This is a genomic window from Acidovorax sp. Leaf73 (genome assembly GCF_916855635.1).
Classification (GTDB): domain Bacteria; phylum Pseudomonadota; class Gammaproteobacteria; order Burkholderiales; family Burkholderiaceae_C; genus Acidovorax; species Acidovorax facilis.
Map to the genome: position 1 here is coordinate 381,025 of NZ_CAKASI010000005.1, position 24,327 is coordinate 405,351.

The 24,327-nt window shown below is 60.4% G+C and carries 23 protein-coding genes and 1 other RNA gene; 11 read left to right on the forward strand and 13 right to left on the reverse strand.

Annotated features, from left to right (window positions below):
• Positions 1-6: 6 nt before the first annotated feature.
• From pheA to gyrA, 3 genes are all read right to left on the reverse strand, one after another.
• Positions 7-1,104, reverse strand: a complete 1,098-nt coding sequence (pheA, locus tag LPA35_RS18495; RefSeq protein WP_218300002.1) for a prephenate dehydratase — start codon at positions 1,102-1,104, stop codon at positions 7-9.
• 54 nt (positions 1,105-1,158) lie between these two features.
• Positions 1,159-2,268 (reverse strand): 3-phosphoserine/phosphohydroxythreonine transaminase, encoded by a 1,110-nt coding sequence (serC, locus tag LPA35_RS18500; RefSeq protein ID WP_121506109.1) that lies wholly within the window; start codon positions 2,266-2,268, stop codon positions 1,159-1,161.
• Positions 2,269-2,375: 107 nt separating this feature from the next.
• Positions 2,376-5,042, reverse strand: coding sequence for a DNA gyrase subunit A (gene gyrA, locus LPA35_RS18505; RefSeq protein ID WP_228898030.1), 2,667 nt, complete (start codon positions 5,040-5,042; stop codon positions 2,376-2,378).
• Positions 5,043-5,266: 224 nt separating this feature from the next.
• Between gyrA and ompA the strand changes: the two genes are divergently transcribed.
• The 5 genes from ompA to LPA35_RS18530 all read left to right on the forward strand — a co-directional run bounded on the left by ompA (position 5,267) and on the right by LPA35_RS18530 (position 9,263).
• Complete coding sequence (gene ompA, locus LPA35_RS18510; protein WP_121506111.1) at positions 5,267-5,905, forward strand: outer membrane protein OmpA; 639 nt, start codon at positions 5,267-5,269, stop codon at positions 5,903-5,905.
• Positions 5,906-5,999: 94 nt separating this feature from the next.
• Positions 6,000-6,710: a bifunctional 2-polyprenyl-6-hydroxyphenol methylase/3-demethylubiquinol 3-O-methyltransferase UbiG gene (ubiG, locus tag LPA35_RS18515; RefSeq protein WP_228898031.1), complete on the forward strand. Its 711-nt coding sequence runs from the start codon at positions 6,000-6,002 to the stop codon at positions 6,708-6,710.
• Positions 6,711-6,720: 10 nt separating this feature from the next.
• The gene (locus LPA35_RS18520) at positions 6,721-7,386 is read left to right on the forward strand and encodes an HAD-IA family hydrolase (RefSeq protein WP_176886246.1); all 666 of its coding nucleotides are present in this window, start codon (positions 6,721-6,723) and stop codon (positions 7,384-7,386) included.
• Between the two features lie 12 nt (positions 7,387-7,398).
• Positions 7,399-7,785: a transfer-messenger RNA gene (ssrA, locus tag LPA35_RS18525) on the forward strand.
• A 218-nt stretch (positions 7,786-8,003) separates the two neighbouring features.
• Positions 8,004-9,263: a site-specific integrase gene (locus LPA35_RS18530; protein WP_228898033.1), complete on the forward strand. Its 1,260-nt coding sequence runs from the start codon at positions 8,004-8,006 to the stop codon at positions 9,261-9,263.
• Between the two features lie 311 nt (positions 9,264-9,574).
• Here LPA35_RS18530 and LPA35_RS18535 read toward each other — a convergent pair whose 3' ends face one another.
• Genes LPA35_RS18535 through LPA35_RS18545 form a run of 3 tightly spaced genes read right to left on the reverse strand, consistent with a single transcriptional unit; the run spans position 9,575 to position 14,288 of the window.
• Positions 9,575-12,004 carry an AAA family ATPase gene (locus tag LPA35_RS18535; RefSeq protein ID WP_228898035.1) on the reverse strand — a complete coding sequence of 810 codons (2,430 nt, stop codon included), beginning with the start codon at positions 12,002-12,004 and terminating at the stop codon, positions 9,575-9,577.
• Complete coding sequence (locus LPA35_RS18540; RefSeq protein WP_228898037.1) at positions 12,001-12,576, reverse strand: hypothetical protein; 576 nt, start codon at positions 12,574-12,576, stop codon at positions 12,001-12,003. Before LPA35_RS18540 ends, LPA35_RS18535 begins: the two co-directional genes overlap by 4 nt.
• Entirely contained in the window at positions 12,573-14,288 is a 1,716-nt protein-coding gene (locus LPA35_RS18545; RefSeq protein WP_228898039.1) for an SIR2 family protein, read from the reverse strand. Before LPA35_RS18545 ends, LPA35_RS18540 begins: the two co-directional genes overlap by 4 nt.
• A gap of 269 nt (positions 14,289-14,557) precedes the next feature.
• On the opposite strand from LPA35_RS18545, the gene LPA35_RS26190 reads away from it, so the two are divergent.
• The 5 genes from LPA35_RS26190 to LPA35_RS26095 all read left to right on the forward strand — a co-directional run bounded on the left by LPA35_RS26190 (position 14,558) and on the right by LPA35_RS26095 (position 17,522).
• Positions 14,558-14,920 carry a VOC family protein gene (locus LPA35_RS26190; protein ID WP_370641472.1) on the forward strand — a complete coding sequence of 121 codons (363 nt, stop codon included), beginning with the start codon at positions 14,558-14,560 and terminating at the stop codon, positions 14,918-14,920.
• 61 nt (positions 14,921-14,981) lie between these two features.
• On the forward strand, positions 14,982-16,079 hold the full coding sequence (locus tag LPA35_RS18550) for an alkene reductase (RefSeq protein WP_228898040.1): 1,098 nt from the start codon (positions 14,982-14,984) through the stop codon (positions 16,077-16,079).
• Entirely contained in the window at positions 16,076-16,672 is a 597-nt protein-coding gene (locus LPA35_RS18555; protein ID WP_228898042.1) for a TetR/AcrR family transcriptional regulator, read from the forward strand. Before LPA35_RS18550 ends, LPA35_RS18555 begins: the two co-directional genes overlap by 4 nt.
• Positions 16,673-16,719: 47 nt before the next feature.
• On the forward strand, positions 16,720-17,007 hold the full coding sequence (locus LPA35_RS18560) for a YciI family protein (protein ID WP_228898044.1): 288 nt from the start codon (positions 16,720-16,722) through the stop codon (positions 17,005-17,007).
• Positions 17,008-17,390: 383 nt separating this feature from the next.
• Positions 17,391-17,522, forward strand: a complete 132-nt coding sequence (locus LPA35_RS26095) for a hypothetical protein (protein ID WP_255669814.1) — start codon at positions 17,391-17,393, stop codon at positions 17,520-17,522.
• Between the two features lie 223 nt (positions 17,523-17,745).
• Here LPA35_RS26095 and LPA35_RS18565 read toward each other — a convergent pair whose 3' ends face one another.
• The 3 genes from LPA35_RS18565 to LPA35_RS18575 form a co-directional block, all read right to left on the reverse strand.
• Complete coding sequence (locus LPA35_RS18565) at positions 17,746-19,023, reverse strand: MFS transporter (protein WP_228898046.1); 1,278 nt, start codon at positions 19,021-19,023, stop codon at positions 17,746-17,748.
• 7 nt (positions 19,024-19,030) lie between these two features.
• On the reverse strand, positions 19,031-19,786 hold the full coding sequence (locus LPA35_RS18570) for an MBL fold metallo-hydrolase (RefSeq protein ID WP_228898048.1): 756 nt from the start codon (positions 19,784-19,786) through the stop codon (positions 19,031-19,033).
• A gap of 118 nt (positions 19,787-19,904) precedes the next feature.
• Positions 19,905-20,573: a metalloregulator ArsR/SmtB family transcription factor gene (locus tag LPA35_RS18575; RefSeq protein ID WP_228898050.1), complete on the reverse strand. Its 669-nt coding sequence runs from the start codon at positions 20,571-20,573 to the stop codon at positions 19,905-19,907.
• A 301-nt stretch (positions 20,574-20,874) separates the two neighbouring features.
• On the opposite strand from LPA35_RS18575, the gene LPA35_RS18580 reads away from it, so the two are divergent.
• Complete coding sequence (locus LPA35_RS18580) at positions 20,875-21,393, forward strand: helix-turn-helix transcriptional regulator (protein ID WP_228898433.1); 519 nt, start codon at positions 20,875-20,877, stop codon at positions 21,391-21,393.
• A 69-nt stretch (positions 21,394-21,462) separates the two neighbouring features.
• Here LPA35_RS18580 and LPA35_RS18585 read toward each other — a convergent pair whose 3' ends face one another.
• From LPA35_RS18585 to LPA35_RS18600, 4 genes are read right to left on the reverse strand one after another with little or no spacing between them, the layout of a single operon-like run.
• Positions 21,463-22,059: an AacA4 family aminoglycoside N(6')-acetyltransferase gene (locus LPA35_RS18585; protein ID WP_228898051.1), complete on the reverse strand. Its 597-nt coding sequence runs from the start codon at positions 22,057-22,059 to the stop codon at positions 21,463-21,465.
• Positions 22,056-22,466 carry a GNAT family N-acetyltransferase gene (locus tag LPA35_RS18590; RefSeq protein ID WP_228898054.1) on the reverse strand — a complete coding sequence of 137 codons (411 nt, stop codon included), beginning with the start codon at positions 22,464-22,466 and terminating at the stop codon, positions 22,056-22,058. The genes LPA35_RS18585 and LPA35_RS18590 overlap by 4 nt, the downstream gene beginning before the upstream one ends.
• Complete coding sequence (locus tag LPA35_RS18595) at positions 22,463-23,350, reverse strand: SDR family oxidoreductase (protein ID WP_228898056.1); 888 nt, start codon at positions 23,348-23,350, stop codon at positions 22,463-22,465. Before LPA35_RS18595 ends, LPA35_RS18590 begins: the two co-directional genes overlap by 4 nt.
• Before the next feature lie 36 nt (positions 23,351-23,386).
• The gene (locus LPA35_RS18600) at positions 23,387-24,268 is read right to left on the reverse strand and encodes an AraC family transcriptional regulator (RefSeq protein ID WP_228898057.1); all 882 of its coding nucleotides are present in this window, start codon (positions 24,266-24,268) and stop codon (positions 23,387-23,389) included.
• Positions 24,269-24,327: the final 59 nt, after the last annotated feature.

The following is a 24,327-nucleotide window of genomic DNA, read 5'->3' on the forward strand; positions in this document are numbered from 1 at the left end:
GGCTCCTTATGACGAGACAGGGTAGGTGCCCAGGACCTTGTAGAACGCGCACAGGCTGCGCAGTTCTTCCAGCGCCCTGGCCACATGGGGCTGGGCAGGATGGCCGTCGAGATCGATGTAGAAGTAATACTCCCACTGGCCGGTGCGGGCGGGGCGCGATTCGAATCGCGTCATGGACACACCGTGCGTCTTGAGTGGCACCAGCAGGTCGTGCACGGCGCCAGGGCGGTTGGGCACCGACACCACAAGGCTGGTGCAGTCCTTGCCCGAGGGCGGTGGCGTCTGCAGCGTGTGCGGCAGGCAGATGATGGCGAAGCGGGTGCGGTTGTAGGCGTCGTCCTGAATGGCGTGGGAGACGATGTGCAAGCCGAACTGAGTGGCTGCGCGTTCGCTGGAGAGTGCCGCCCAGGCAGGGTTGGTGGTGGCCAGGCGTGCGCCTTCGGCATTGCTGGACACCGGGCGGCGCTCGGCATGCGGCAGGTGCTTGGACAGCCATGCCTGGCATTGTGCGAGCGCTTGCGGATGGGCCAGTACCACCTCAATGCCATCCAGTGAGTTGCTGGTGCGCAGCAGGTTGTGGCGCACGAGCAGGCTGACTTCGCCCACCACGTGGGTGGGGGTGTGCAGGAAGAGGTCGAGCGAGCGGGTGACCACGCCTTCGGTAGAGTTCTCCACGCCCACGACGCCGTACTGCGCGCTGCCAGCGGCTGTGGCGTGGAACACTTCGTCGAAGTTGGCGCAGTACATCAGGTCGGCCGCGCCGCCAAAGAACTCGATCGCTGCCTGCTCGCAGAACGTGCCCTCGGGGCCGAGCACGGCCACACGCTGGGGCGATTCGAGCGCAAGGCAGGCGGACATGATCTCGCGCCAGATGGCAGCGACGTGCGCACCCTTGAGCGGCCCAGGGTTGGCATGGGTGATCTTGTCGATGACCTGGGCTACACGGTCGGGTCGGAAAAAGGGCGTGCCTTCGCGCTTCTTGACTTCACCCACCTGTTCGGCCACGAGCGCCCGTTGGTTCAGCAGCGTGAGCAGTTGCTGGTCGATGCTGTCGATCTGCACGCGCAGGCTGGCGAGGTCGGGTGAGGCTTGCGGAGTGTTCATGGATGGGAAAATTTCGGTGCGCTGTCGCGAAAACGTGGGTGGGCCGTAGTCCGCTCAGGCGTGTTTTTGTTCAAATTCTCGCATGTAGTCCACCAGCGCCTGCACGCCCGCCAGGGGCATGGCGTTGTAGATGCTGGCGCGCATGCCGCCCACGGACTTGTGGCCCTTGAGCTGCAGCAGTCCGCGCTCCTTGGCGCCGACCAGGAAGGCTTCGTTGCGGCTTTCGTCGCGCAGGAAGAACGGGATGTTCATGCGCGAGCGGCAGTTGGCAGCCACCTTGTTTACATACAACTGCGAGCTGTCGATGGCTTTGTAGAGAAGATCCGCCTTGGCCATGTTGCGCTGCTCCATGGCTGCCACACCGCTCAAGGCCCCTTCGGTCTGGCGTTTGAGCCACTGAAAGGTCAGGCCTGCAACGTAGATGCCCCAGGTGGGGGGGGTGTTGAACATGGATTGGTTTTCTGCCACCACGCGGTAGTCAAACGCGCTGGGGCAGGCGGGCAGGGCGTGGCCCAGCAGGTCCTCGCGCACGATCACCAGCGTGAGGCCCGCAGGCCCGAGGTTCTTCTGCGCACCGCCAAAGGCAAGTCCGACACGTGACCAGTCCACCGGCCGCGATGCGACATGGGAAGAGAAGTCGATGATCAGCGGTGCATCGCTGCCCAGCGCCTTCAGGTCGGGCAACTCGTGGAACTCGGTGCCATTGATGGTTTCGTTGCTGCAGATGTGCAAATAGCTCGCGCCCCGGCTCACCGTCCAGGAGGCCGGGTCGGGCACGGTGGTGAAGCCGGTGTCTTCGGAGGAGGCCACGATGTTCACTTCGGATGCGTATTTGCGCGCTTCCTTCTGCGACTTTTGGCTCCAGCTGCCAGTCACCACAAAATCAACCACACCGGCCCGTGAAAGATTGAGCGGGACGATCGCGTTCTCGGCCAGGCCACCGCCTTGCATGAACAGGATCTTGAAGTTGGCGGGCACGGCCAGAAGCTCGCGCAGATCGGCTTCCGCCTGTTCGTAGATCGACAGGAACTCTTTGCCCCGATGGCTCATTTCCATCACGCCCATGCCGCTGCCATGCCAGTCCAGCATCTCGGCGGCGGCCTGCTCCAGGACTTCGGTGGGTATGGCGGCCGGGCCGGCCGAGAAGTTATATGGGCGTTTCATTTTTTTGGTCAAAAAGGCTGCTGGCGCTTATCAAATAAGCGCTAGCAGCTTCAGTTTTAATAGCGCAATGGGTGCTGCGCCGTCGGGGCAGCACCCGCTGGTCTGACTCAAGCGTCTGGTGGTTCCGGGGTTTCGGCGGCTGGCGGGTTTCCGTCGTTGGCGTTGCCTTCGATTTCGCCCTCAGCCACATTGGCATCGTTTTCAACAATACGTTGCAGCCCGCTGAGCTTGGAGCCTTCGTCCAATGCGATCAGCGTGACACCCTGCGTGGCGCGGCCCAGTTCGCGGATCTCGGAGACGCGGGTGCGCACCAGCACGCCCTTGTCGGTGATCAGCATGATCTCGTCGTCAGCATGCACCAGCGTGGCGGCCACCACCTTGCCATTGCGCTCGCTTTGCTGGATGGCGATCATGCCCTTGGTGCCCCGGCCGTGGCGGGTGTATTCGGTGATGCTGGTGCGCTTGCCATAGCCGTTTTCGGTGGCGGTGAGCACGCTCTGGGTTTCGTCCTCGGCGACCAGCATGGCGATCACGCTCTGGCCGTCTTCCAGCATCATGCCGCGTACGCCACGTGCCGCACGGCCCAGTGGGCGCACGTCGTTTTCGTCGAAACGCACGGCCTTGCCGCCATCACTGAACAGCATCACGTCGTGTTTGCCATCGGTGAGGGCGGCGCCGATCAGGTAGTCGCCATCATCCAGGTTGACGGCGATGATGCCGCCCTTGCGCGGGTTGCTGAATTCATCCAGCGCCGTTTTCTTCACGGTACCCATGCTGGTGCCCATGAACACATAGCGGTCGGCCGGGAAAGTGCGCATGTCGCCGGTCAGTGGCAACACGACGTTGATTTTTTCGCCGTCTTGCAGCGGGAACATGTTCACGATGGGGCGGCCACGCGATCCGCGCGAGCCGGCGGGCACTTCCCATACCTTGAGCCAGTACAGGCGGCCTCGGTTGGAGAAGCACAGGATGTAGTCGTGCGTGTTGGCGATGAAGAGCTGGTCGATCCAGTCGTCTTCCTTGGTGGCTGTGGCCTGCTTGCCGCGCCCGCCGCGCTTCTGGGCGCGGTACTCGGACAGTGGCTGGCTCTTGATGTAGCCGGTGTGGCTGAGCGTCACCACCATGTCGGTGGGGGTGATCAGGTCCTCGGTGGAGAGGTCCTGCGCGCTGTACTCGACGATGCTGCGGCGAGCCCCCAGCTTGTGCTGACCAAACTCGGTCTTGATGGAGGTGAGTTCGTCGCCGATGATGACCGACACGCGCTCGGGCTTGGCCAGGATGTCCAGCAGGTCTTCGATGACCGCCATGACCTCCTTGTACTCGGCCACGATCTTGTCTTGCTCCAGGCCGGTCAAGCGCTGCAGGCGCATCTGCAGGATTTCCTGGGCCTGCGTTTCCGACAGGCGGTACAGGCCGTCCTGTCCCATGCCGAATTCTTTTTCGAGGCCGTCGGGGCGATAGTCGTCAGCATTGATCACGCCACCGTCGGCACGCGTGCGGGTGAGCATCTCGCGCACCAGCTTGCTGTCCCACGGGCGGGCCATCAGCTCGGCCTTGGCCACCGGCGGGGTGGGGGCGTTGCGGATGATGGCAATGAAGTCGTCGATGTTGGCCAGCGCCACGGCCAGGCCTTCGAGCACGTGGCCACGGTCGCGCGCCTTGCGCAGCTCAAACACCGTGCGGCGGGTGACCACTTCACGGCGGTGCTGCAAAAAGACGCTGATCAGGTCGCGCAGGTTGCACAGGCGGGGCTGGCCGTCGATCAACGCCACCATGTTCATGCCGAACGTGTCCTGCAGCTGCGTCTGCTTGTACAGGTTGTTGAGCACCACCTCGGGGACTTCGCCGCGCTTGAGCTCGATCACCAGGCGCATGCCCGACTTGTCAGACTCGTCCTGGATGTGGCTGATGCCTTCGATCTTCTTCTCGTGCACCAGCTCGGCCATGCGCTCCTGCAGTGTCTTTTTGTTGACCTGGTAGGGCAGTTCATCGACGATGATGGCCTGGCGCTGGCCCCGGTCGATGTCCTCAAAGTGGCACTTGGCGCGCATGATCACACGCCCGCGCCCCGTGCGGTAACCGTCTTTGACGCCGTTGATGCCGTAGATGATGCCGGCCGTGGGGAAGTCGGGCGCGGGAATGATCTCCATCAGCTCATCAACCGTGGCATCGGGGTTGCGCAGCATGTGCAGGCAGCCATCGACCACTTCGTTGAGGTTGTGGGGCGGGATATTGGTGGCCATGCCCACGGCAATACCGGCCGAACCGTTGACCAGCAGATTCGGGAGCTTGCTGGGCAATACCAGCGGTTCCTTTTCGCTGCCGTCGTAGTTGGGGCCGAAATCGACGGTTTCCTTGTCGATATCGCCCAGCATTTCATGCGCAATTTTGGCCAAGCGGATTTCGGTATACCGCATCGCTGCGGCGTTATCGCCATCCACCGATCCGAAATTTCCTTGGCCGTCCACCAGCATATGGCGCAGCGAAAAATCCTGTGCCATCCGCACGATGGTGTCGTATACGGCGGAATCACCGTGCGGGTGGTATTTACCAATCACGTCGCCTACGATACGGGCCGACTTTTTATAAGGCCGGTTCCAATCGTTGTTGAGCTCGTGCATCGCAAAAAGCACGCGGCGGTGCACTGGCTTCAAGCCGTCGCGCGCGTCGGGCAGGGCCCGGCCCACGATCACGCTCATCGCGTAATCAAGGTAACTGCGCCGCATCTCTTCTTCGAGGCTGATCGGCAGGGTTTCTTTGGCAAACTGGGTCATTGGGGACTGCGGTGGCGGCGAAGGAGAACCATTTTAGAGGTAAGACCGTGTAGCGACCACGCAACATATCGAAGCAATTCCGGTTTTGTCCTACGGGCCCCAGGCGGGTGCCCCCGCTTTTGCCCTGTTACGTATGGCACAATCGTTTGAACGCTTTGGGTGATGGTCACTCCAAGCGTCCTGATTCGCAGCGCGGCTGCGGCTTTTTCCCCAAGAGGAGAACCATGAAGAAACTGAACAAAGTGGCGATGTTGTTTGCCTCTGCAGCGCTCGCAACCGCCGCTGGCGCACAAACCGTTGACAACTGGAGAAACGCTTCTGGCATCGTCTGGAAGAACGGCACCAACGAATACTGCTGGCGCAATGCCAACTGGACGCCTGCAACGGCTGCTCCTGGCTGCGATGGCGCTATCGCCGCTCCTGCTCCTGCTGCTGCCGCTCCTGCTGCTGCCCCAGCTCCTGCTGCCGCTGCTCCAGCTCCTGCCGCTCCAGCTCCTGCTGTGGCCACCAAGGTGACCTACGCTGCTGACGCATTCTTCGACTTCGACAAGTCGGTGCTGAAGCCAGAAGGCAAGGCCAAGTTGGATGACCTGGTCTCCAAGGTCAAGGGCATCAACCTGGAAGTGATCATTGCCGTGGGTCATACCGACTCCGTGGGCTCCGATGCTTACAACCAGAAGCTGTCGGTGCGTCGTTCCGAAGCCGTGAAGGCTTACTTGGTGTCCAAGGGCATCGAAAAGAACCGCGTCTACACCGAAGGCAAGGGCGAAAAGCAACCCGTGGCTGACAACAAGACTGCCGAAGGCCGTGCGAAGAACCGTCGCGTGGAAATCGAAGTGGTCGGTACCCGCGCTTCCAAGTAATCCTCGGATTGCTTCCCAAAAAAAGCCCCGTTATCGGGGCTTTTTTGCGTCTGGGGTTTTTTGTCCATTGCCTTTCGTCGTGGAGAATCAGTGCATGAGTGAAATCGTCAATGCAGATCCGGCCGAACTGGCCAAGTTTTCGGAATTGGCCCATCGCTGGTGGGATCCCGAAAGTGAATTTCGCCCCTTGCACCAGATTAATCCTTTGCGGCTCGACTGGATCAATGCGCAGTGCAGCCTGTCAGGCAAGCGTGTACTGGATGTTGGCTGTGGCGGCGGTATTTTGGCCGATTCCATGGCCCGCAAAGGCGCGGACGTGTTGGGTATTGACCTGGCTTCCAAGGCGCTGCGAGTGGCCCAGTTGCACGCGCTGGAGGCCCAGACCACCAATATCCAGTACCGGGAAGTCAGTGTGGAGGCGCTCGCCAAAGAGCAACCCGCCAGCTTTGACGTGGTGACCTGCATGGAAATGCTTGAGCATGTGCCTGATCCTGCATCGGTTGTGCGAGCCTGTTCTGAGCTCGTGAAGCCGGGCGGATGGGTATTCTTTTCGACCATACACCGAAGTGCCAAGGCTTTCATGCTGGCCATTGTGGGCGCTGAATATGTATTAAACATGCTGCCCCGTGGAACGCATGAATACGCCAAGATGATTCGACCCAGCGAACTGGCCGCCAGCTGCCGCAGTGCGGGCCTTGACGTGCAGACCACCCGAGGCCTGGAGTACAACCCCCTTACGCAACGTTACTGGTTGAGCAGCGACACCAGTGTGAACTACCTGTTTGCCACGCGGCGCGCAGCCTGAGGCCCAGCCAATGTTTCAGAATATCCGCGCGGTGCTGTTTGACCTGGATGGAACACTGATTGACAGTGCCCCTGATTTAGGTGCTGCTGCCGACAAGATGCGCACGGACCGTGGTTTGCCCTCCCTGCCGCTGGAGCGCTATCGTCCGATGGCCGGTGCTGGCGCCCGTGGCATGTTGGGCGAGGCATTTGGCATGGCGCCCGACCATCCCGACTTTCTGACCATGCGCGAGGAGTTCTTCGTGAACTATGAGTCGTGCATGACAGAACGCACCAGCATTTTTGAGGGGGTGCCGGAGCTGGTATCCCAGATCCTCCGCCGCAATTTGGCATGGGGCGTGGTGACCAACAAGGCGACCCGCTTTACGGACCCTCTGACCCGCGCCATTCCACTGTTTGCGACCGCAGGAGCGGTGATCAGCGGAGATACCACTCCCCATGCAAAACCCCATCCAGCCCCTTTGCTCGAAGCGGCGTCGCGCTTGAAACTGGAGCCGGGGCAGTGCATCTATGTGGGGGACGATGAGCGCGACATTCTTGCAGGCCTCGCTGCGGGCATGGGAACTGTCGCAGCAACCTACGGATACCTGGGGGCCAAGACCAATCCGGCGGAGTGGGGCGCCCATGCTGCAATTAAATCTCCGGTCGAGCTCTTGCAATTGCTTGTACGCACCTAAAATAGAGGGTCTGGGGCTGTCCTGGTTTCGACGTGGGTTCGGAATCGGTGTGGTGCATGTCGAGCTTGAGTCACGCTCGTAAATCTCGATTTAAAAAACTAACTGCAAACGACGAACGTTTCGCACTCGCTGCTTAATTGCCAGTGAGCCTTGCAACAGTTGGCCGATGGGCTGGGCAAGGGGGTTCTGAGCAATCAGTGCCTCCCGGCTGCAAGGATAATTACATGGGCTGGCTCTGATCCGGGTACCTTGGGTTGGAGCGAGAAAATAGGGTGCTGGCGGCCTGTGTAGCGTGCGACTGCGCGACACAGACGGCGAGACTCAAATCAGATCGCTAAACATGTAGATCTGCCCGATGAAGGCTTGCGGACGCGGGTTCAATTCCCGCCAGCTCCACCATTACGACGTCCAAGGGCGTTCACCAACATCCGGTGAACGCCCTTTTTCTTTGGTAAATCAATGGGTTACGGTGTGGAGACGTCCGGGGCGATCTCCTGGCAGCCAGGCTGAGGCGGGGGAACAGACGGGGGAACAAAATCCGAAAAGGTTAGACTGGCGGCATTTGTTCCCCCGTTTCAGAGGGGAAATCCTAGTGAAACCTCTGGAGGTGTTCCCCCATGTTGACCGACGCACAGTGCCGCAACGCCGTCTGTTCCCCCACATCGAAGCGGGAGCGTTTATCGGATTCGGGAGGCTTGTACCTGGAAGTCGCTCCCGGGGGATCGAGGCGCTGGTTCTGGAAGTATCGGCATGAGGGCAAGGAAGGGCGCATGGCTCTGGGCAGCTATCCCTCGGTCAGCCTGACGGCGGCTCGCAAGGCTCGTGATACCGCCAGGCTGCAGAAATCGACAGGAATAAATCCTGTGCATGCCAGAAAGGTGGAAAGGCTGAAGGCTTCTGCCAGTGCCGGGGATACCTTCAAGGCTGTCGCTCTGGAGTGGTACGACAAACAGAAGCCTCTATGGAGTGACTCTCATGCCGAGCGCTCGCTGCGCCAGTTCGAGCGTGATCTCTTTCCTTGGCTAGGGGGTCGTCGCCTAGCTGAGATTGAGCCGGTGGAACTGCTGGCAACCCTGCGTAAGGTGGAAGAGCGCGGGGCTGTAGAGACGGCCGATCGTGGATTGATGTTGGCTCGCCAGGTCTGGCGCTATGGCGTCGCCACCGGTAGGGTGGGGCGGGATATCACGGGAGACCTCAAAGGCGCGTTGTCTCCGTACCGGGGTAAGCACTTCGCTGCCATTACCCAACCGGTCAAGCTGGGTGAGCTACTACGTGCTATCCAGGCTTACAAGGGCGGGCCGATCGTGCGGGCGGCACTACAGTTGGCACCCTTGTTGTTTCAGCGTCCCGGCGAATTGCGCGGTGCAGCTTGGGCCGAGGTTGACCTGGATGCTGCCCTCTGGACGATTCCGGCTGCCCGGATGAAGCGGGGCAAGGACGGGAAGGAGAACGGGGATCCACATCTGGTGCCTCTTTCAACCCAGGCTGTGAAAGTGTTGCGGGAGCTGTATCCATTGACGGGCCACAGTGCCTTGGTGTTTCCCGGTGAGCGCAACCACAGTCGACCTATTTCAGAGAACTCAGTGCGAACCGCGCTCATCACCATGGGCTATACGCCGGAGATCCAAACATGGCATGGCTTTCGCGCCACGGCGCGAACAATGCTGGCGGAGCGATTGGATGTGGACCCGCTGGTGATTGAGGCGCAGCTGGCTCACGCCGTGAAGGACGCCAATGGGCGCGCTTACAACAGGACACAGTACCTAGCCCATCGAACGAAAATGATGCAGCGGTGGGCAGACTATCTGGACAGACTGAGGGAAGGCAACGCAGCAGGCAAGACGACTTCCAAAACTCTTGACGATGCAAGTACCTGATCTGCCATTTCGCTGGACTTGGTCATTGCGGTGGTTTGCCATGAATCGATGGCAGTTTCTCTTCAATTGAATGTTGAGACCCTGTCGGCAAAGCGTGTGAGCTTAGCGGTGTAAATGGACGTTCTGCAGCGGTTGCGGTCATCCAGCGATCTTTGGCGAATGCGTACCATCGGCCAGGAGCGGCCCTTCGCCGAACTGGCTGACACCAGTCGTTCGACGGCAAAGCCGAGCCGCTCGTATCGTAGGCAAAGACCTCGTACCACGCACTCGGCCGCACCAGATCAAGGGTCTACTAGAAGGACTACGAACGTCTACGCTGCAATCGCAAGATCTTGCTTCCAGTCTCTAACCACAGTATTCGCCACCGACTCGCCATTCGGCGCACGCCCCAGCTCTACTGTGATCAATCGGTCGCCCTCGAACGCGGGGCTGAGTTCTAGGCACAGGTAGTCGAAAAGCGGCTTCTCGTGCACGGCGATGATGACCTGACGGCCATGCTGCTTTGAGAGTGTTCGTAACAGAGCAGCGAACTGCGAGATGTGAACCTCATCCATGCTTTGTACCGGGTCGTCGATGATCAGCCACGGTAACTGCGGTTTCACGGACAGATGGAGCGAAAGGAACAGCGTCAGCGCGGCCGTGTTGAGATTCCCAGCACTGAGCATGGCCCTTGGATTTCCGCCTTTACGGCCATCTCGATAGTAGGTTTCCAGCCTCGCTTCGACGTCGCCCTTTGTCGCCTGGGGCAAAGCGAAGGCGGGGATGAACGGCTCGTCCGGTGCCAGGCGGACGAAGAGGTCTCGCCATGATGCATTCAAGGAATCATTAAACACCTGGCCCACAACACGGGAACGCTCGATCTGAGCTAGCTTGAGAAGATCGCGCGCCTGTTCCATCATGCGCTCACCAGCCTGCTTCGCCGCGTGCAGGCCTCGACGCGCAGTTCTCCGCTCCATCTGCCGCGCCTTGATGGCTTCAATGTTTTGCTGCTTTAGCAGCAGTTCCCTCAGTGCTACCTCGCCATCGCGGCGTGCCGACTCCTTCGCCGACAGCTGCTCCAACCGCGCAATGACTTCAGCCAGGAACCGCTGCAGCGCCGCTTGCAAAGGCTCGCTAACGCCAATAGGGTCCACGGCGAGCAGCCTGGCATACCGACCAGCAGCGTCCCGAATGGCCGCTGATTGCTGATCGACGGCGCGAGCCGATACTAGAGCTTGCGCGGCGTTGGCCGCTTGCCCGAAAAGGGTTTCGCCAGCCTTGGCTTGCCCTTCCAGAGACGCCAAATCCTGCAAGACCTGCTCAAGGGCTGCAAGCCTTTGCACGTATTCCGTTCTCGCTTCGGCCGTGAGCACTTGCGCCTGAGCGACACCGATCTCTCGATCTCGAGCCGCGACGGCGCTGACGGTGTTCGTCCGCTCCTGCGACAACGCTGAGAGAAGGCCAGCCGACTGAGTCAGAGACGAAATCTGAGCCGTGAGATGCCCCAGCAGAGGCGAAGACGAAACCTCACCGAAGTCCCGACTGCAGACCGGACATTCATCAGTGTGTACATGCGGAACCAGGGCGGACAGCGCCTGCGCAAGCTGGCCGGCCTCGCCCGAATGCTGCACGATCTGCTTGTCGATATCTGCCAGCCGAGTGGCGAGGCCTTTCCGATCAGCCAGAAGCGTCGACACCTGCTTTTGCGCTGTTTGATCCTTGGCTTGAATCTGCTGGCATCGCACCACCTCATTGGACACTGCCCGATAGGCATAGGCGCGAGCGTACTCAGGTTGGTTCTGAATGGGGGACGGCAAATCGGAGAAGTAGCCGCCAAGCTTGTCGAAAAGCTCCGTCATGCGCTTGCCGCTGGTATCCAGCCAACCGCGTAGTGCCGCGTCCGCGGCGCCAGCGGCGGTTTCGATCGCATCGCGCCGGTCGGAAACCATGGCGGATACCGCTAGCTGGCTCTGCGAAACCGTGTCATTAAGCTCCCGCCGAAGCTGCGTCAAACGCTGCAGCTCGGGCTCCTGTGACTGCTCCTTCAACAGCTCAAGCATCGGCTGAACCGAGAGACTGGCGATTTCTGGCCAGTGTGGTGTGAGTCGTTCCAGTGCGGACTGTGTTAGCTGCGTTGCCTGCCCCTCGGCGGCAGCGAGCTCATTGGCCAAGCGGCTCAATTCGTCATCCAAGCTCGGGAGTTGCTCACGCATGTCCCAGAAGGTCTCGGCATGACCGCGAAGCCGGCGGACATCGCCTGCGTCGTACAAGCCATCGATGAGGGCATCCAGCGCATCCAGCCCGAGCAGCTCCTTGACGAATCGCGTCAGTGCCGTGCCATTCGCCGATTTGTCTTCGTATAACTCCAGCAGCCTGGCCAGGGTGGACTGCGCCAGGTAACAGCGCTCCGAAAAGTGCCTTGTCAGGATGGGATCGAGCGCCGCCCTGCCGGTGAACTTATGGTCGTGGATGTCGAAATGTCCTGCAGGAAACTCGACACCAAGCCCGTGGACGCCGATCGACACCGACGCCTTTTTGGACACCGCCTCCTTATGAACCAGATGCTCCCGAAGCTGCGGGTCCAGCCGAGATAGCGATGCCAGGTTGCCAGTCAGGCCAACTTCCATTGCCGTCAACAAGCTGGTCTTGCCAGCGCCATTTCGGCCATGGATCAGCACAACAGGACTGTCCATAGGGATAGTGACGGTCCCACGAAGACTGCGGAAGTCGGTAGCCGTGAGGGACACGATGCGCGGTGTCATATGGTCTTCTCCTTGGCTTGGACCGCAGCGGCGTCAATGATCGAGTACAGCTCCTTGCTGACAGCACCCTCCCCCAACGACGCAGCATCGATCAGCCTCCTGGTTGCTTCGTCTAGCTCTTGTGCGGCGGCGCGGATGCGGGCCAGGGAGTTACCCACCACCGACTCGGGTTGAGGCAACGACAGAGGCAACAGCACCGCCAGCCAGTTCTTAAGGACCTGGTCGCCGTCATCCCCCATGATGTTGCCGGTGGGGAGGACTCGGCAGACCCGGCCCAATGATTCGAGGGCGAAAGCACTGGGCCGGGGACCGGTCACCACCAGGGTAAGAGACCGTGTTGAGGATGCGATGTCAAGCGCGCGAGCCACGCCGTCGACCTTACGTGTCAACTGCGTCTCGCTCTCGCTCGCGATGTCGGCGACAAGAATCAGTTCGGCCGAACTCTTCGCTTTCACGAATGCGGCTGGAAATTGGAACTTCAGCGCGCCAACTTGGAGGCCGTTGGCGATACGCTGGTACCCGGCATCCTCGAGCGCCACCGCGACCCGACCTACAGGCGTTGAATCAGTCATAGCGCAAGCTCCTGTCGGAATGCTTCATACAGATCGTCAGCGGTAGCGTAGGTTTGCAGCAGCGTCGATATGCTTACCTCGCGTGCTTTCGGCACCCCTGTCCGCCCTGCTGCCCCTCTCGGAGATCGGGGCATTGGTACTGCCAGCTTCTGCGACTGGAGCAAGAGAGGGTTTTCTGCCTCCATCAGGTGGCCCTCACTGCGAAGCAGCGCGGCGCCGGACGCGCTGGCCGTCAGGTACACCTTGGTACGGGCCGCTGCTGCCCCTTTCCCGGTGACCGCCAGCACGCCCGAATCCCTATCCAGAGACTCGGCTTCCACTATCCAGTGGCCGCGGCTCAAACCCATCCCCAACAGGCCCAGTGCTACAGCGGCCTCGCGCAATCCGAGGGCACCCAGGGCGGGGTTACCAGCAAGCGCTGTAACGACGTCACTTGTGATCGGCTCAAACCTGACATTCGAGTGTTCGATTTGACCGTCTCGCAGCAGCTTGGAGGCGCGGCCAAATCGATCAAGGAGCGCATCGATGAACTCAAGCGTAGGCTCTGCCGCATCTGCCAGATGGTTACGAAGCGACACGATGCCAGAACACAGGTTTTGACGCTCCGCCTGCAGAAGCAGGCCTGGCACGAGAGAGATGAGCGCCTGCAGCTTTCTCGACCACACGTCCAGCAGCAGCGCGGTCAACAACCGTTTTGCGTATACCTGGATGCGCGCCGCCTCAAAGACTGCCTTCAGGTTCGCTGGCGTGATTTGGTCACGGTAGACGTTTTTCAGAAGCGATCGCTGGTCCATGCCCAGGTCTTGCTCCGAGAACACGTAGCTCGGAGGTGAATCGCCAAGCTGCCAAGTCAACTCGTTAGCCGCCTTGTTAAAGATGCTTTGGATATTGGCATCCTGGGCTGACAGGCCAAGCATCAGAGTACGCTTGCTCCCGACGATGTGAGTCAAAGCAGTGACCAGCCCCTGATTTTTCGCCTGGGTACAGAAGGCGGCGACCTGATCGTTTGACGCCACCAACCATTGGCGGTACTGGACCGGGTCACCTTGAGCCTTGACGGCGCAGCCGTGGAACTTAATGAGGCGGGTCTTGTTGCGGGGTAACTGAAGGTCAGCGGGACGGGCGACGACCGTTGGGCTCAACGCCGCATTGCTATCCGTCAGCGTGTCCATGGCCCTTTCGACCAGCGGATCCCAGTTGGCCGAGAGCATCTCAGGGGTCGTGCCCTCCAGACTCAAGGCCGCCAGGCAGAGATGCTCCACGTCGGGGGTCATGGCGGGGTCCGCGAACGTTGCGCCGACGTCGATGACGTTCCACAAGAGATAGTCCATGTCCTCGCCATCAACAGTGAGGCCGAGCAGCTTGGAATAGTTGTTTACCAAACGCCAAGCGATGGCATCCTGATCCGGCCAGTTGGCAAAAGGCTCATCCAACTTCGACCGCGTACGTTCTTCCGCTGAAGCGCTGGCCAAATTGAGAATCTCTTGCAGGGTACGGGCGAACTTGCAGTTCGGATCCGCGTGGTCAATGTGCGAGCGTACGAACTCAACGACTTTACCGACGAGGATGCGCAGACTCGGCGCGCGTCCGAATGAAATCCCTGACCCCAACCAGAATGCGTAGAGCCCGTTCGACACGCCGGCTGCAAAGGGCTCGAACGAGCCGTCGAGCAGTTTCAGCGTGTCACGCACGCTGATGTCAAAGGCAGCCATTGGTAGCCTCTCCTCTCTCCTATTTGATTTCATTATGGACCGCTCGAACAGCGATGAAAACGCTTGCAGCGGGAGAGATGCCGTTTGCTGCCCGTTTGTCGCGCAACTCGAATTACTTTAAGCCCGAGCGAAAGGCAGCTTTGGCGAAACATGACCGGCCGCTCAGGGTCGTAAGCTGCTGTTTGCGCTGCAAGACTGAAGGCCCGCTCCCAGCCTGGTGCTGCCGTAGCCGTTGCAATCGGCTGGTCCACGGCGGTTGCGTCCTCTCGATGCTAGCAGGCAAATTTCTAGGTCAGCCCAGGAATCGGACGCTCGCGCGAACTCTTACATGGGAGCCACAGCTCCCCACCCCAGTAAGAGCCGCCCCGACGATCGAGTCGGCAAACTTCCAAGAACCCACTCCGCCCCTAGGCGACGGCCGGCCGTCTATGGGCTCTGGGCATGTTGCCCTGAGGGTTGCGAACGTTGAGCGGACCTGCAAGTACCTGGCCGAGGCCAACGTGCAGGTCGTCCGCGCGCCTGGTCACATGACGCATTCAGGCCGGCAACGCCAGGTTCCAAAAAAAATTGCATTCGTGGCCGACCCTGATGGTTACCGGCTTGAACTGGTCAAGCATTCAAGCGCGTGTTGACATAAATAGGTCATTTGTCCTAGGATATTAGGACAAATGACCAAAATCTGCGGAGTCTTGCATGCATGAGCTTTTTGCCCCCTTCATGCTGAGTGACATGTTGCTCAGCAACCGGATCGTCATGGCGCCGATGACGCGCAACCGCGCAGCACCAGATGGCATACCGTCCCCTCTCATGGCGATCCACTACGGACAGCGTGGAGACGCCGGGCTTGTGATCTCGGAATCTGCTCCTGTGTCGGCTCAGGGGGTTGGATATCCCGGAACTCCCGGGATCTACACGGAGGAGCAGGCGCAGGGATGGCGGAAGGTCACGGACGCGGTCCATGCCAAAGGCGGGCACATCTTTGCTCAGCTACAGCACTGTGGTCGTATTTCACACCCCAGTCTTCAGGTGGACGAAGAGCTACCCGTCGCCCCTTCAGCGATCAAGCCCGAAGGCTTGGCGGTCACATACGGTGGAATGCAGCCGTTCTTGACGCCAAGAGAGCTGACCACCGCGGAGATCCCTCAAGTGGTGGACCAGTTCAAGAGGGCCGCCGCACTGGCGAAAGCCGCAGGCTTTGACGGTGTCGAGATCCACGCAGCGAATGGCTACCTGATTGATCAGTTCCTTCGGGATGGAAGCAATCAACGAGGCGACCGATATGGAGGATCACCCGCAAAGCGGTTGACGTTTCTGCTGGAGATCGTGGCGGCAGTCGGCGAGATCTGGCCGAAGGGCCGTATGGGCGTGCGATTCAGTCCAGAAAACTGCTTCAACGACATGCGCGACAGCGACCCGGCAGCGCATTTTGGGTACTACGCCGAAGAGCTTTCCAAATCGCACTTGGCATATCTTCATGTACTGGAGGGCGACATGTCGGCCGCTGAGCCTCTGGTGGACTATGGTGATCTGAGACGCCGCTTTGGCGGCACTTACATTGCCAACAATGGATACGGCAGAGCCCGGGCCATGGCGGCCATTGAGCAAGGTTCAGCCGATTTGATCGCCCTCGGCAAGCCGTTCATTTCGAATCCAGACCTGGTCACGCGGCTTCGACATGATCTGCCTCTCGCAACTCCTGATTCGGCGACGTTCTATGGCGGAGACGAGCGTGGATACACGGACTATCAAACGGCCACTGAGCAATCGCTCTCAACAATGGCGGCAGCATGAAATCCGCTGCCCCCAAACCAAGTACACGGCGGGAGATCGTCGAGAAAGCCGATCTTCTGTTTTATCAACGCGGCTTTGAGAACACCTCGTTTGCCGACATTGCCGATGCAGTGGGTATCTCGCGCGGCAACTTTTACTACCACTTCAAAACCAAGGACGACATTCTCAAAGAAGTCATTGCCCACAGGGCGACCAAGACGCAAGGGATGCTGGACACCTGGGCACTCAAGGGGCGCACGCCTTCCGATAGGCTGAAGTGCTTTGCGCAGATGCTGATTGACAACCGCAAGGACATTCAGCGTTTCGGCTGCCCGGTAGGAACGCTGTGCGCCGAACTGGCAAAGCTCGAACATCCCTCACAAGGCGAGGCGGGAATGATCTTTGGCCAGTTCCGACGTTGGCTGGCGCAGCAGTTTGTAGAGCTGGGTCGCATCAAGGATGCCGATGTTCTGGCCATGCACCTGTTGGCGCGAAGCCAAGGCATTGCTTCCTTGGCCAACGCCTTCCATGACGAGGCCTTCATCCGTCATGAGGTCAAGCAGATCGAAGCCTGGGTGCTGGATGCAGCGGGTCAAGGCGCGTCGCAAAAGTAGATTACAGATTCCAACTCTGATATCGCTATCAATAGGAGAGAGTTCTCATGCACATTGTCTTGCTCAAGTTCGGGCCCAATCGTTCGCAAGCCGCGCAGTGGATGGCCGGACACAAGGAGTGGATTGAAAAGGGGATCAACGATGGGGTGTTCTTGCTCGCCGGGTCTCTGGAGAATTCGCAAGGCGGTGCGCTGCTGGCAGTCAAGCTCAACAAGGCCGAGGTGACCGCTCGGGTTGAAGAAGACCCTTTTGTGAAGCACCACGTTGTGGAGCCAGAGATCATCAGCATTGCGCCGTCGCGAATGACTGAGGAATTCGCTCCGCTGCTTGCCTAGATTTGGGACTTCAGAGGGTCTCTCGTGGCCGGTTGGCTCCTGCGGTACAGTTCCGTTGTGCGAAAAATCCTCGTCATTTTTCTGATACTGCTGGGTAGCGTTTTCCTGACCCAGACGGTATCGGCAAGTGTCTCTTCTTATGGGAATTGCTGCATTACCGAATGCGGTGATATGGATGGGTGCGCCGTTCCAGGCTGCCAACCCTGCGGCTTGCACCTGATGGCCTCCGCGCTGTCCCGCATGTCGGATTCACCTCAGTCCACAGGCATGCCCGACGGCTCTGTGAAGGACTGGGCTTCTTGGCGGGCATCGGTGTGGCGACCTCCTGACTAGGGTTGGGTTGATTTCTCAATTTCCATCCAACCCTAAACAGGAACATTCCTATGAAGAAAAAACTTTTGAAGTTCAGTGTGGCCGCTCTCCTGCTATCGATTGCAGGCGTGGCCATGGCCCAAACCGATTGCTGCTCAGAACTCGCTGAGTGCTGCCTGGAAATGTTGGGCTGCTGCGATTGATAGCTAGCACCTAGCTACTGCATGAAGGGTCGGCGTCCATGGATGCTGACCCTTTTTTCTGTTCCTAGGACATGCGAGTTTGGCGACCAAAACGCAAGCGCTTTACGGCCAAACAAGTTCAGCAACCCAGAGGCTACCGTCACAGTGGGGACGGACCCGATCACGGCACCAGTTCGTGAAACCAGAGTTCCGATGCGCCCGAGTCAGTCTGTATTCATCGCCCTCACACTGCGGGGTTGAGCCTTGGGTGAGTCTCTTCGCCCCAGTGCAGAAGGATGCCACCGGAGACCAGCATGGCAACGGCGACGAACCAGAAGGCGTTTTCTAGTCCACCTCCCAATGCTGCGGCTGCGCCCAGGCCCAGCGCGCCGATGCCATAACCAAGATCGCGCCAGAACCGGTAGATACCGATGGCAGAAGCGCGCCAACGAGGATGGGCAATATCGGCCACCGCAGCACTCAGATTCGGGTACAGCATGGCCATTCCGAGACCGGCTATGGCTGCGGACAGGCTCCACCATAACGAGCCGCTACCAAGCGGCATGAGCGCAACCCCGGCTCCGCAAACCCACATTCCCCATACATTCAGCAGGTGCCGCCCAACACGATCAGAGAGCCTGCCTGTGAAGAACTGCGCGGCGCCCCAGGTGAAACCGTAGACGCCCACTATCCATCCAATGCCCGGCAGACTCAGCCCTTGCTGGTGCAGGTAGATCGGCCACAAGGCCCAGACGAGTGCATCCACAAATTTCTCGACCAGTCCGGCCTGGCAAAGGCTCGCCATGCGCCGGTCGCGCCAGCTCATCAGGGCAAACATCTCTGCCGTTGATGGATGCTCGCTCACTGCCTCGGGATACCGTGGTCGAAACACTGTGGCGCCAGCTCCTTGGTGCTTTTTCACCTCGTCGCGCGCCCAGGGCAGCGTTTCAGCAACGGAGGTCCATGCCAGAAATGTCGCCAGACCGATGACCGCCCCGCCAAACCACAGCAGGCCCACGCGCGGCCCCAGTATTGAGGCGAGATAGCCAGTAGCAACACCGGCGATGGCAAGCCCCAGGTAGCCTGAGAACTCATTGAGGCCGATCACAAGGCCACGCTGGTCGGCGCGGGTGAAGTCAAGTTTGGCGGTTTGTGTCATCGACCAGGTCAGTCCTTGATTGATGCCCAGCAAAACCGTGGCGAAGACCACCCAGGACCAGCTCTGCGAAAAGTAGATCAGCGCCGGAATGGGCCAGGCCACCAGCCAGCCGAACAGAAGGACACGCTTGCGCCCCAGCTCCTCGGCCAGGCGCCCTGCGGCGAAGTTCATCGTGCCTTTGACGAAGCCAAAAGCCACCACAAACGCCACCAGCAGCATGAACGATCCGCGCGGAACGCCGAACTCGGTCTCGGCCAGCGCGGGCACGACATTGCGCATCATGCCAATGGTCATGCCCACCAGCAGCACCTGCAGCAGCTGCTGCAGAAACTGACCGAGATTGGCGCGGATACCGAAACTCATCGCCTGCTCAGACAGTTGCTGCGACTGGAACCGCGCCACGCAGATTGGCTTGCACGATGTGCTCCATGTCGGCGGGCTGCGGTGGGATGTCGGCAGTCAATGCAGAGACAAAGGCATCCCTGGACATCGAAAGCATGGGATTGAAACGCTTTTCAAAGCCGATGGTGGATGCGGGTTTGCCGGACAGCCCTGCACCGCAGCTACTTCCTGCTTGGTGGCCTGGGTAGATTTCGAGTTCGGCGGGCAACGACAGCAGCCTGGTATGAAGCGTGTCGTAGAGCTGCGCAGCCATTTCACGCTCGTGTCCTGCCAGGTCGGGACGGCCGACTGCCCCCACAAAGAGCGTGTCGCCTGTGATGACGAACCAGGGTTCATCGCCACGTCGCAGGTCTCGGACCAGCAGGCACACGCTGTCGGGCGTGTGGCCAGGGGTGTGAATGACATCCACCAGCACGTTGCCAGACTCCAACCGCTGCCCGTCGCGCAGCGGGGAGAACGCAAAGGCCGTCCTCCCAAGGTTGCTTTCATGAAGGTGGTAGCTGGCACCAGCAAGGCGTGCAAGCTCCGGCCCGCCCGAGAAATGGTCGGCGTGAACGTGGGTGTCGATGACGTGCGCGATGCGTACACCAGCTTTTTCAGCCTCTTGGAGAAACCAGTTCTCATCGCCGGCTACGACATCGACTGCGACAGCCTTTTGAAGACCGGCGCAGCCGAAGAAGTAAGACAACGTGGCGTTAGCGGCAAGGCGTTGGCGAAAGAACATGGTGGTCTCCTGGAGGGGCCCCGTGCCGTTGCTGTCGGGGATATGGAAGGTGGTTTAGTAGTAGCCCGGACCGGGGCGCGGACAAGGAGTCGGTTGATGCGCCCCGGAGTCCATCTCTTCACGCAAGCTCTGACGGGCTGGCAACGGGTAGTCCGCGAGCGCGCCACTCCGCCACCCCGTCGGACAGGTGGAAAGCTTGGTATCCCTTCTTGCGCAGCAGTTCTGTGGCGGCCTTGGCCATCAAGCAGAACGGGCCCCGGCAATATGCCACCACGGGCACATCCTTGGGCAGCTCGGCCAGGCGCTGTTTGAGTTCTTCGAGGGGAACCGAGCGGGCGTGCGGTAGATGCGCCACGCTGAACTCCTCCTCAGGCCGAACGTCCAGGACGGTGATTTCTCCTGCAGCGGCCCGGCGCAGGATTTCGCTGCGGTCAATGCCTTGAATGTCGGCGCCTGGCTCTGAAATGGATGCCAGCGCCATCTGCAAATCGACCAGACGCTCCTCAGCCTCTGTGCGCAGGGTGACCCACAGGTCGGCCACGCTGGTGCTAGCCAGGCGATACACAACGTATTTGCCGTCTTTGCGGGTATCCACCAAACGAGCCAACCGCAGTTCTTTCAGGTGGGCGCTGGCGAGCTTGACGCTGATATCGGCTTGGGTCGCCAGGGTTTCGACGGTCTTCTCGCCCTGACACAGCAATTCGATGAGTTCCAGGCGCTTCGGGCTGGCAATGGCTTTGCCAATACGGGCTACTTGCTCGTAGAGCTGGTTCTTGAGTTCTCTCATGCATTCATTCTAATGATTGTTTGAATGAATGGGAAGTTTCAAAACTGGGCCACTTGGAGGCAACAGAGTTTTTGAAAGCCTGGACACATACAGTGCGAACACCCCGAGAGGAGTGTGCGCACTGGCAGAGTCTGGTTGGTCGTTTCCGACTTCAGGGCAAGTGAATAGATCGGAGGGCGAAAGGGATGAAACGCTGTAGGTTGCTGCGCTGAAGGACATGCGTTCGACGACCTCGCGCAATGCGCCTTCGGGCCTGCTGCGGGGCCTGGGTGACGAGCGGTTGGCGCCTGCCCTGAAGCAGATGCATGCCCGGATCGATCACACCTGGATCGTGGCGCAGCTTTCAGCCTTGGCCGCGCTGTCCCGCTCAGCGTTCTTTGATCGGTTCACCCGAATCGTCGGCGTGGCTCCCATGGAGTACTTGCTTGCCTGGCGCATGGAGATTGCGCGGGACGTCTTGCGTCGCAAGGGGCTGGGCATCGCCCAGGTTGCCGAGCGGGTCGGCTATGCGTCCACCAGTACGTTCAGCACGGCCTTCAGTCGGCATGGGGGGCAGTCGCCCAGGCAGTACGTGCTCAGGACAGCCAGCAAGCCGTTGAGCTCAAGTGAACAACGCGCTCCACGCGTGTGCACAGGATCGACAGTCCCCCGCGCGGTGACGGGACACATGTTGGCTCCTGCATTTCGACAGCGAGCACGTAGCGCAGACGGACAGCCGCCAAACTGCAACTACCCGGGGAACGATCGGCGACGATCACATCGGTCGTTCAAATCTTCGGCTACGACTGAATCCAATCAGCCTTTGAACCGACACTGTTGATTTCCACGTAAACCTAACCCAAATCAGTACTCAAGGCGAAATGCAGTACGCGGAGCGGCTAGCTCCTGCCTAAGGTTCTCGACAGGCAGAGCGGCGTGCCAGTTCGTAGACCTCACGGGTCTGAACCATGTACACGGCGGGACCATCGGGGGTAACGATGGTGCCTTTCTGAACGAAGCCTGCCTTCTCATAGCAGCGTATCGCGCGAGGGTTGTCCGGTGATGGGTCGGTCTGAACCTTGGTCACGGCCGGATCGGAGAACAGATGGCTGACCAGTGCCCGCACCAGTGCGGTCCCGAGTCCTTGGTTCAAGTCAGCGGGGTTTGCGAGCGATTGGTCGATGCCTCGCACACCGGGATCGGTCTCTTCTTCCCACCAACCATCCCCACTGCCCATTGCGATGTAGGACTGCGCGTAGCCGATCGGTTCTGATCCGATCATCGCGATGTATGGGGTGACTCCTTCAACGGCGAGCGCACTCGGGCGATAGTGTTGCTGGACTTCTTCCAAACTCGGACGTGCATCTTCTCCGCCCCACCATTCGACAATGTGTGGCCTATTGAGCCACTCGTGAAGCATCTCCAGATCGGCCTCGGTCATCAGGCGGAGTGTGACTTCAGCACCTTTGCCTCGCGGTGCAAGGACGTCTTTCTGTATCGCATTCATTGTTGGCGAGAGTAGAAGAAAACATCGGCCATTCGTGGCATACCCACCTTTTCGTAGAAGGCAACCGCGTCTGGCATTGAGGACAGCACCAGCGTCACGCGGGGGCCTAGTTCGGCACGGACTGCTTGCAGGAGCTGTCGGCCCACGCCCTTGCCCTGCGCACTTCGCGATATCGCCAGTTCGGCCAGGTAGGCCACCCAGGCCCCGTCGCTCAGGCAGCGTGCCACACCCAACAAGTTCCCGTCGGGCGCTCGGGCCGATACGACGAGACTCGCACCGGCCAGCATCTGCCGCAATCGCGGTCCGTCGTCGATCGGCCGAGTCGCCCCCAGCCCCGACTCAAGCAATATGCGCCGGAACGCCTCCAGGGGCAAGTCCGATTCACGTGTGCAGACGGCGGCTGTCATGGCGTCCCCAGCTCAAATGGAGGCACCACACGGCCATCGATGTCGGTGAAGCCATAAACCCGTGCCAAGTCGCCCACGCGAAGCACTTGGCCGCTTCGCTCCAGCACCCGGGGATCGCTGGCAAGGGCCACAACCGCACGCCCGAGGTAGCGGGGCGACTCCGTGCGGGTGAGCTCCGGTCGCTCGCGCCAATGGGCCTCGTCGGTCTGGTGACCGGCCAGGACGAACTCGGTGCGCATCCAGCCCGGGGACACCGCCACCGAGGCCACCCCATATGGCATCAACTCCTGCGCCATGCCGAAAGCCAACCGCGTCATCGCGGCCTTGGCAAGGTCGTAGAACAGGTTCCCCTGCATGTAGCGGTCGCGGTCCCAAAACGTCGTGGTCACGATCAGTCCCCGGCCCTGACGCACGAGCATCGGTGCGGCCAGCCTGCTGGAGAGGAGGTGATTGCGAACGCCACGATCAAACATCGCATCCCAGTGCACCATCGGGCGTTCCCAGAAGGGCGCTTGAAACACACCATCGAAGGACCCGTGTCCGCCCCAGGCGTTGTTGACGAGAAGATCTAGGCGACCCTGTTCGCGACGCACACGTTCGAAGAGCGCCTTGACCTGCGCTTCATCCGTGTGGTCGCAGGCCACCGCAATGCCCTGGCCGCCCGCCCGTGTCACCTCTTCGGCCGTCTCGTCGATGCTGCCCGGCACCCGCTCTAGGTTCGACAGCGATGAGATCTGTTCGTAGCCCGGTGCCGCTTGCTCGCGTCGGCTGCGTCCGGTCACGTACACGGTGGCGCCAGCCGCGCCCAGTTCTGTCGCGCATCCGCGACCAGCGCCCCGGCTGGAGCCCGTCACAACGGCGACGCAATTGGTGAGGCTGTTCATGTGCATGGTGGAGGTGGATTCTGGTAATCCGCGACTTTAGGTCGTGTCGCGGTTCGTTGTATTGGAAGAATCCGAAACGGCGCGTTGCAGAAGCTGCTTCGGCGTCAGGCCGCACAGGGCGCGGAACTCGTTAATCAGGTGTGACTGGTCGTAGTACCCAGCACGCAGGGCAACCTCGGACCATTGATGCGTCTCGGCCGTCCGCAACAAGCGCAGCGTTCCGTGAAGGCGTTGCAGGCGGCGCCAGACACTGGGCGCCAAACCGATGTGCGAAGCGAACAGCTGCTGTACGCGCCGTTCGCTGAGGTTCAACTCTGCGGCCAGTTCCCGCACAGAGACATCGCCCATCTTGGGGCCAAGGCGTCTCGCGGCGTACTCCAACAACTGGCGCGAGGAGTCTGGGGGGCGCTGCATTGCCTGTAGCGACTGGAGAACCTGCAGAACCTGCTGAACGCGCGTGGCGTCGTCGTTTGCGGCCACCAGTTGCTCGGGTACGTCGCGATATGCCTTGGTGGCGATCTCGTCCCATTGCACGGTGAGACCCGCCAATTCGTTGGCCGGAATGCCGAACAGGCCCAGTGTTGCCCCGGGGGTAAGCGTGACCGAGAGCCCGTGCATATGGCCACTCATCGTTAGCAAGACTGGGTTGGCTCGTGCCCCAGCGACGTGAATGGATGCCGCCCCGTCGTGCAGCACGATGAGCAGACGGGAGGCCCCGTCGGGCAGCACACGCTCGACGACCTCTCGATCAGGGGCGAACCGCTCCTCGTAGGCCATGACATGGGCCACCGCTGGTTGCAGGGCGGCCGGCACGGAAAACTCAGTCAACGTGCTCGCAGGGACGGTGGTCCCAGGCGCGCACAACGGGTCTTCTGGCAGTCGGATGAATAGGCGTTCAGGCATCTGCAGCTCGGTCACTACAACGAGTATGGGAGATGGGGGCGACCGGTGGCGGCAGTCTAGCCGCAGCATCGACA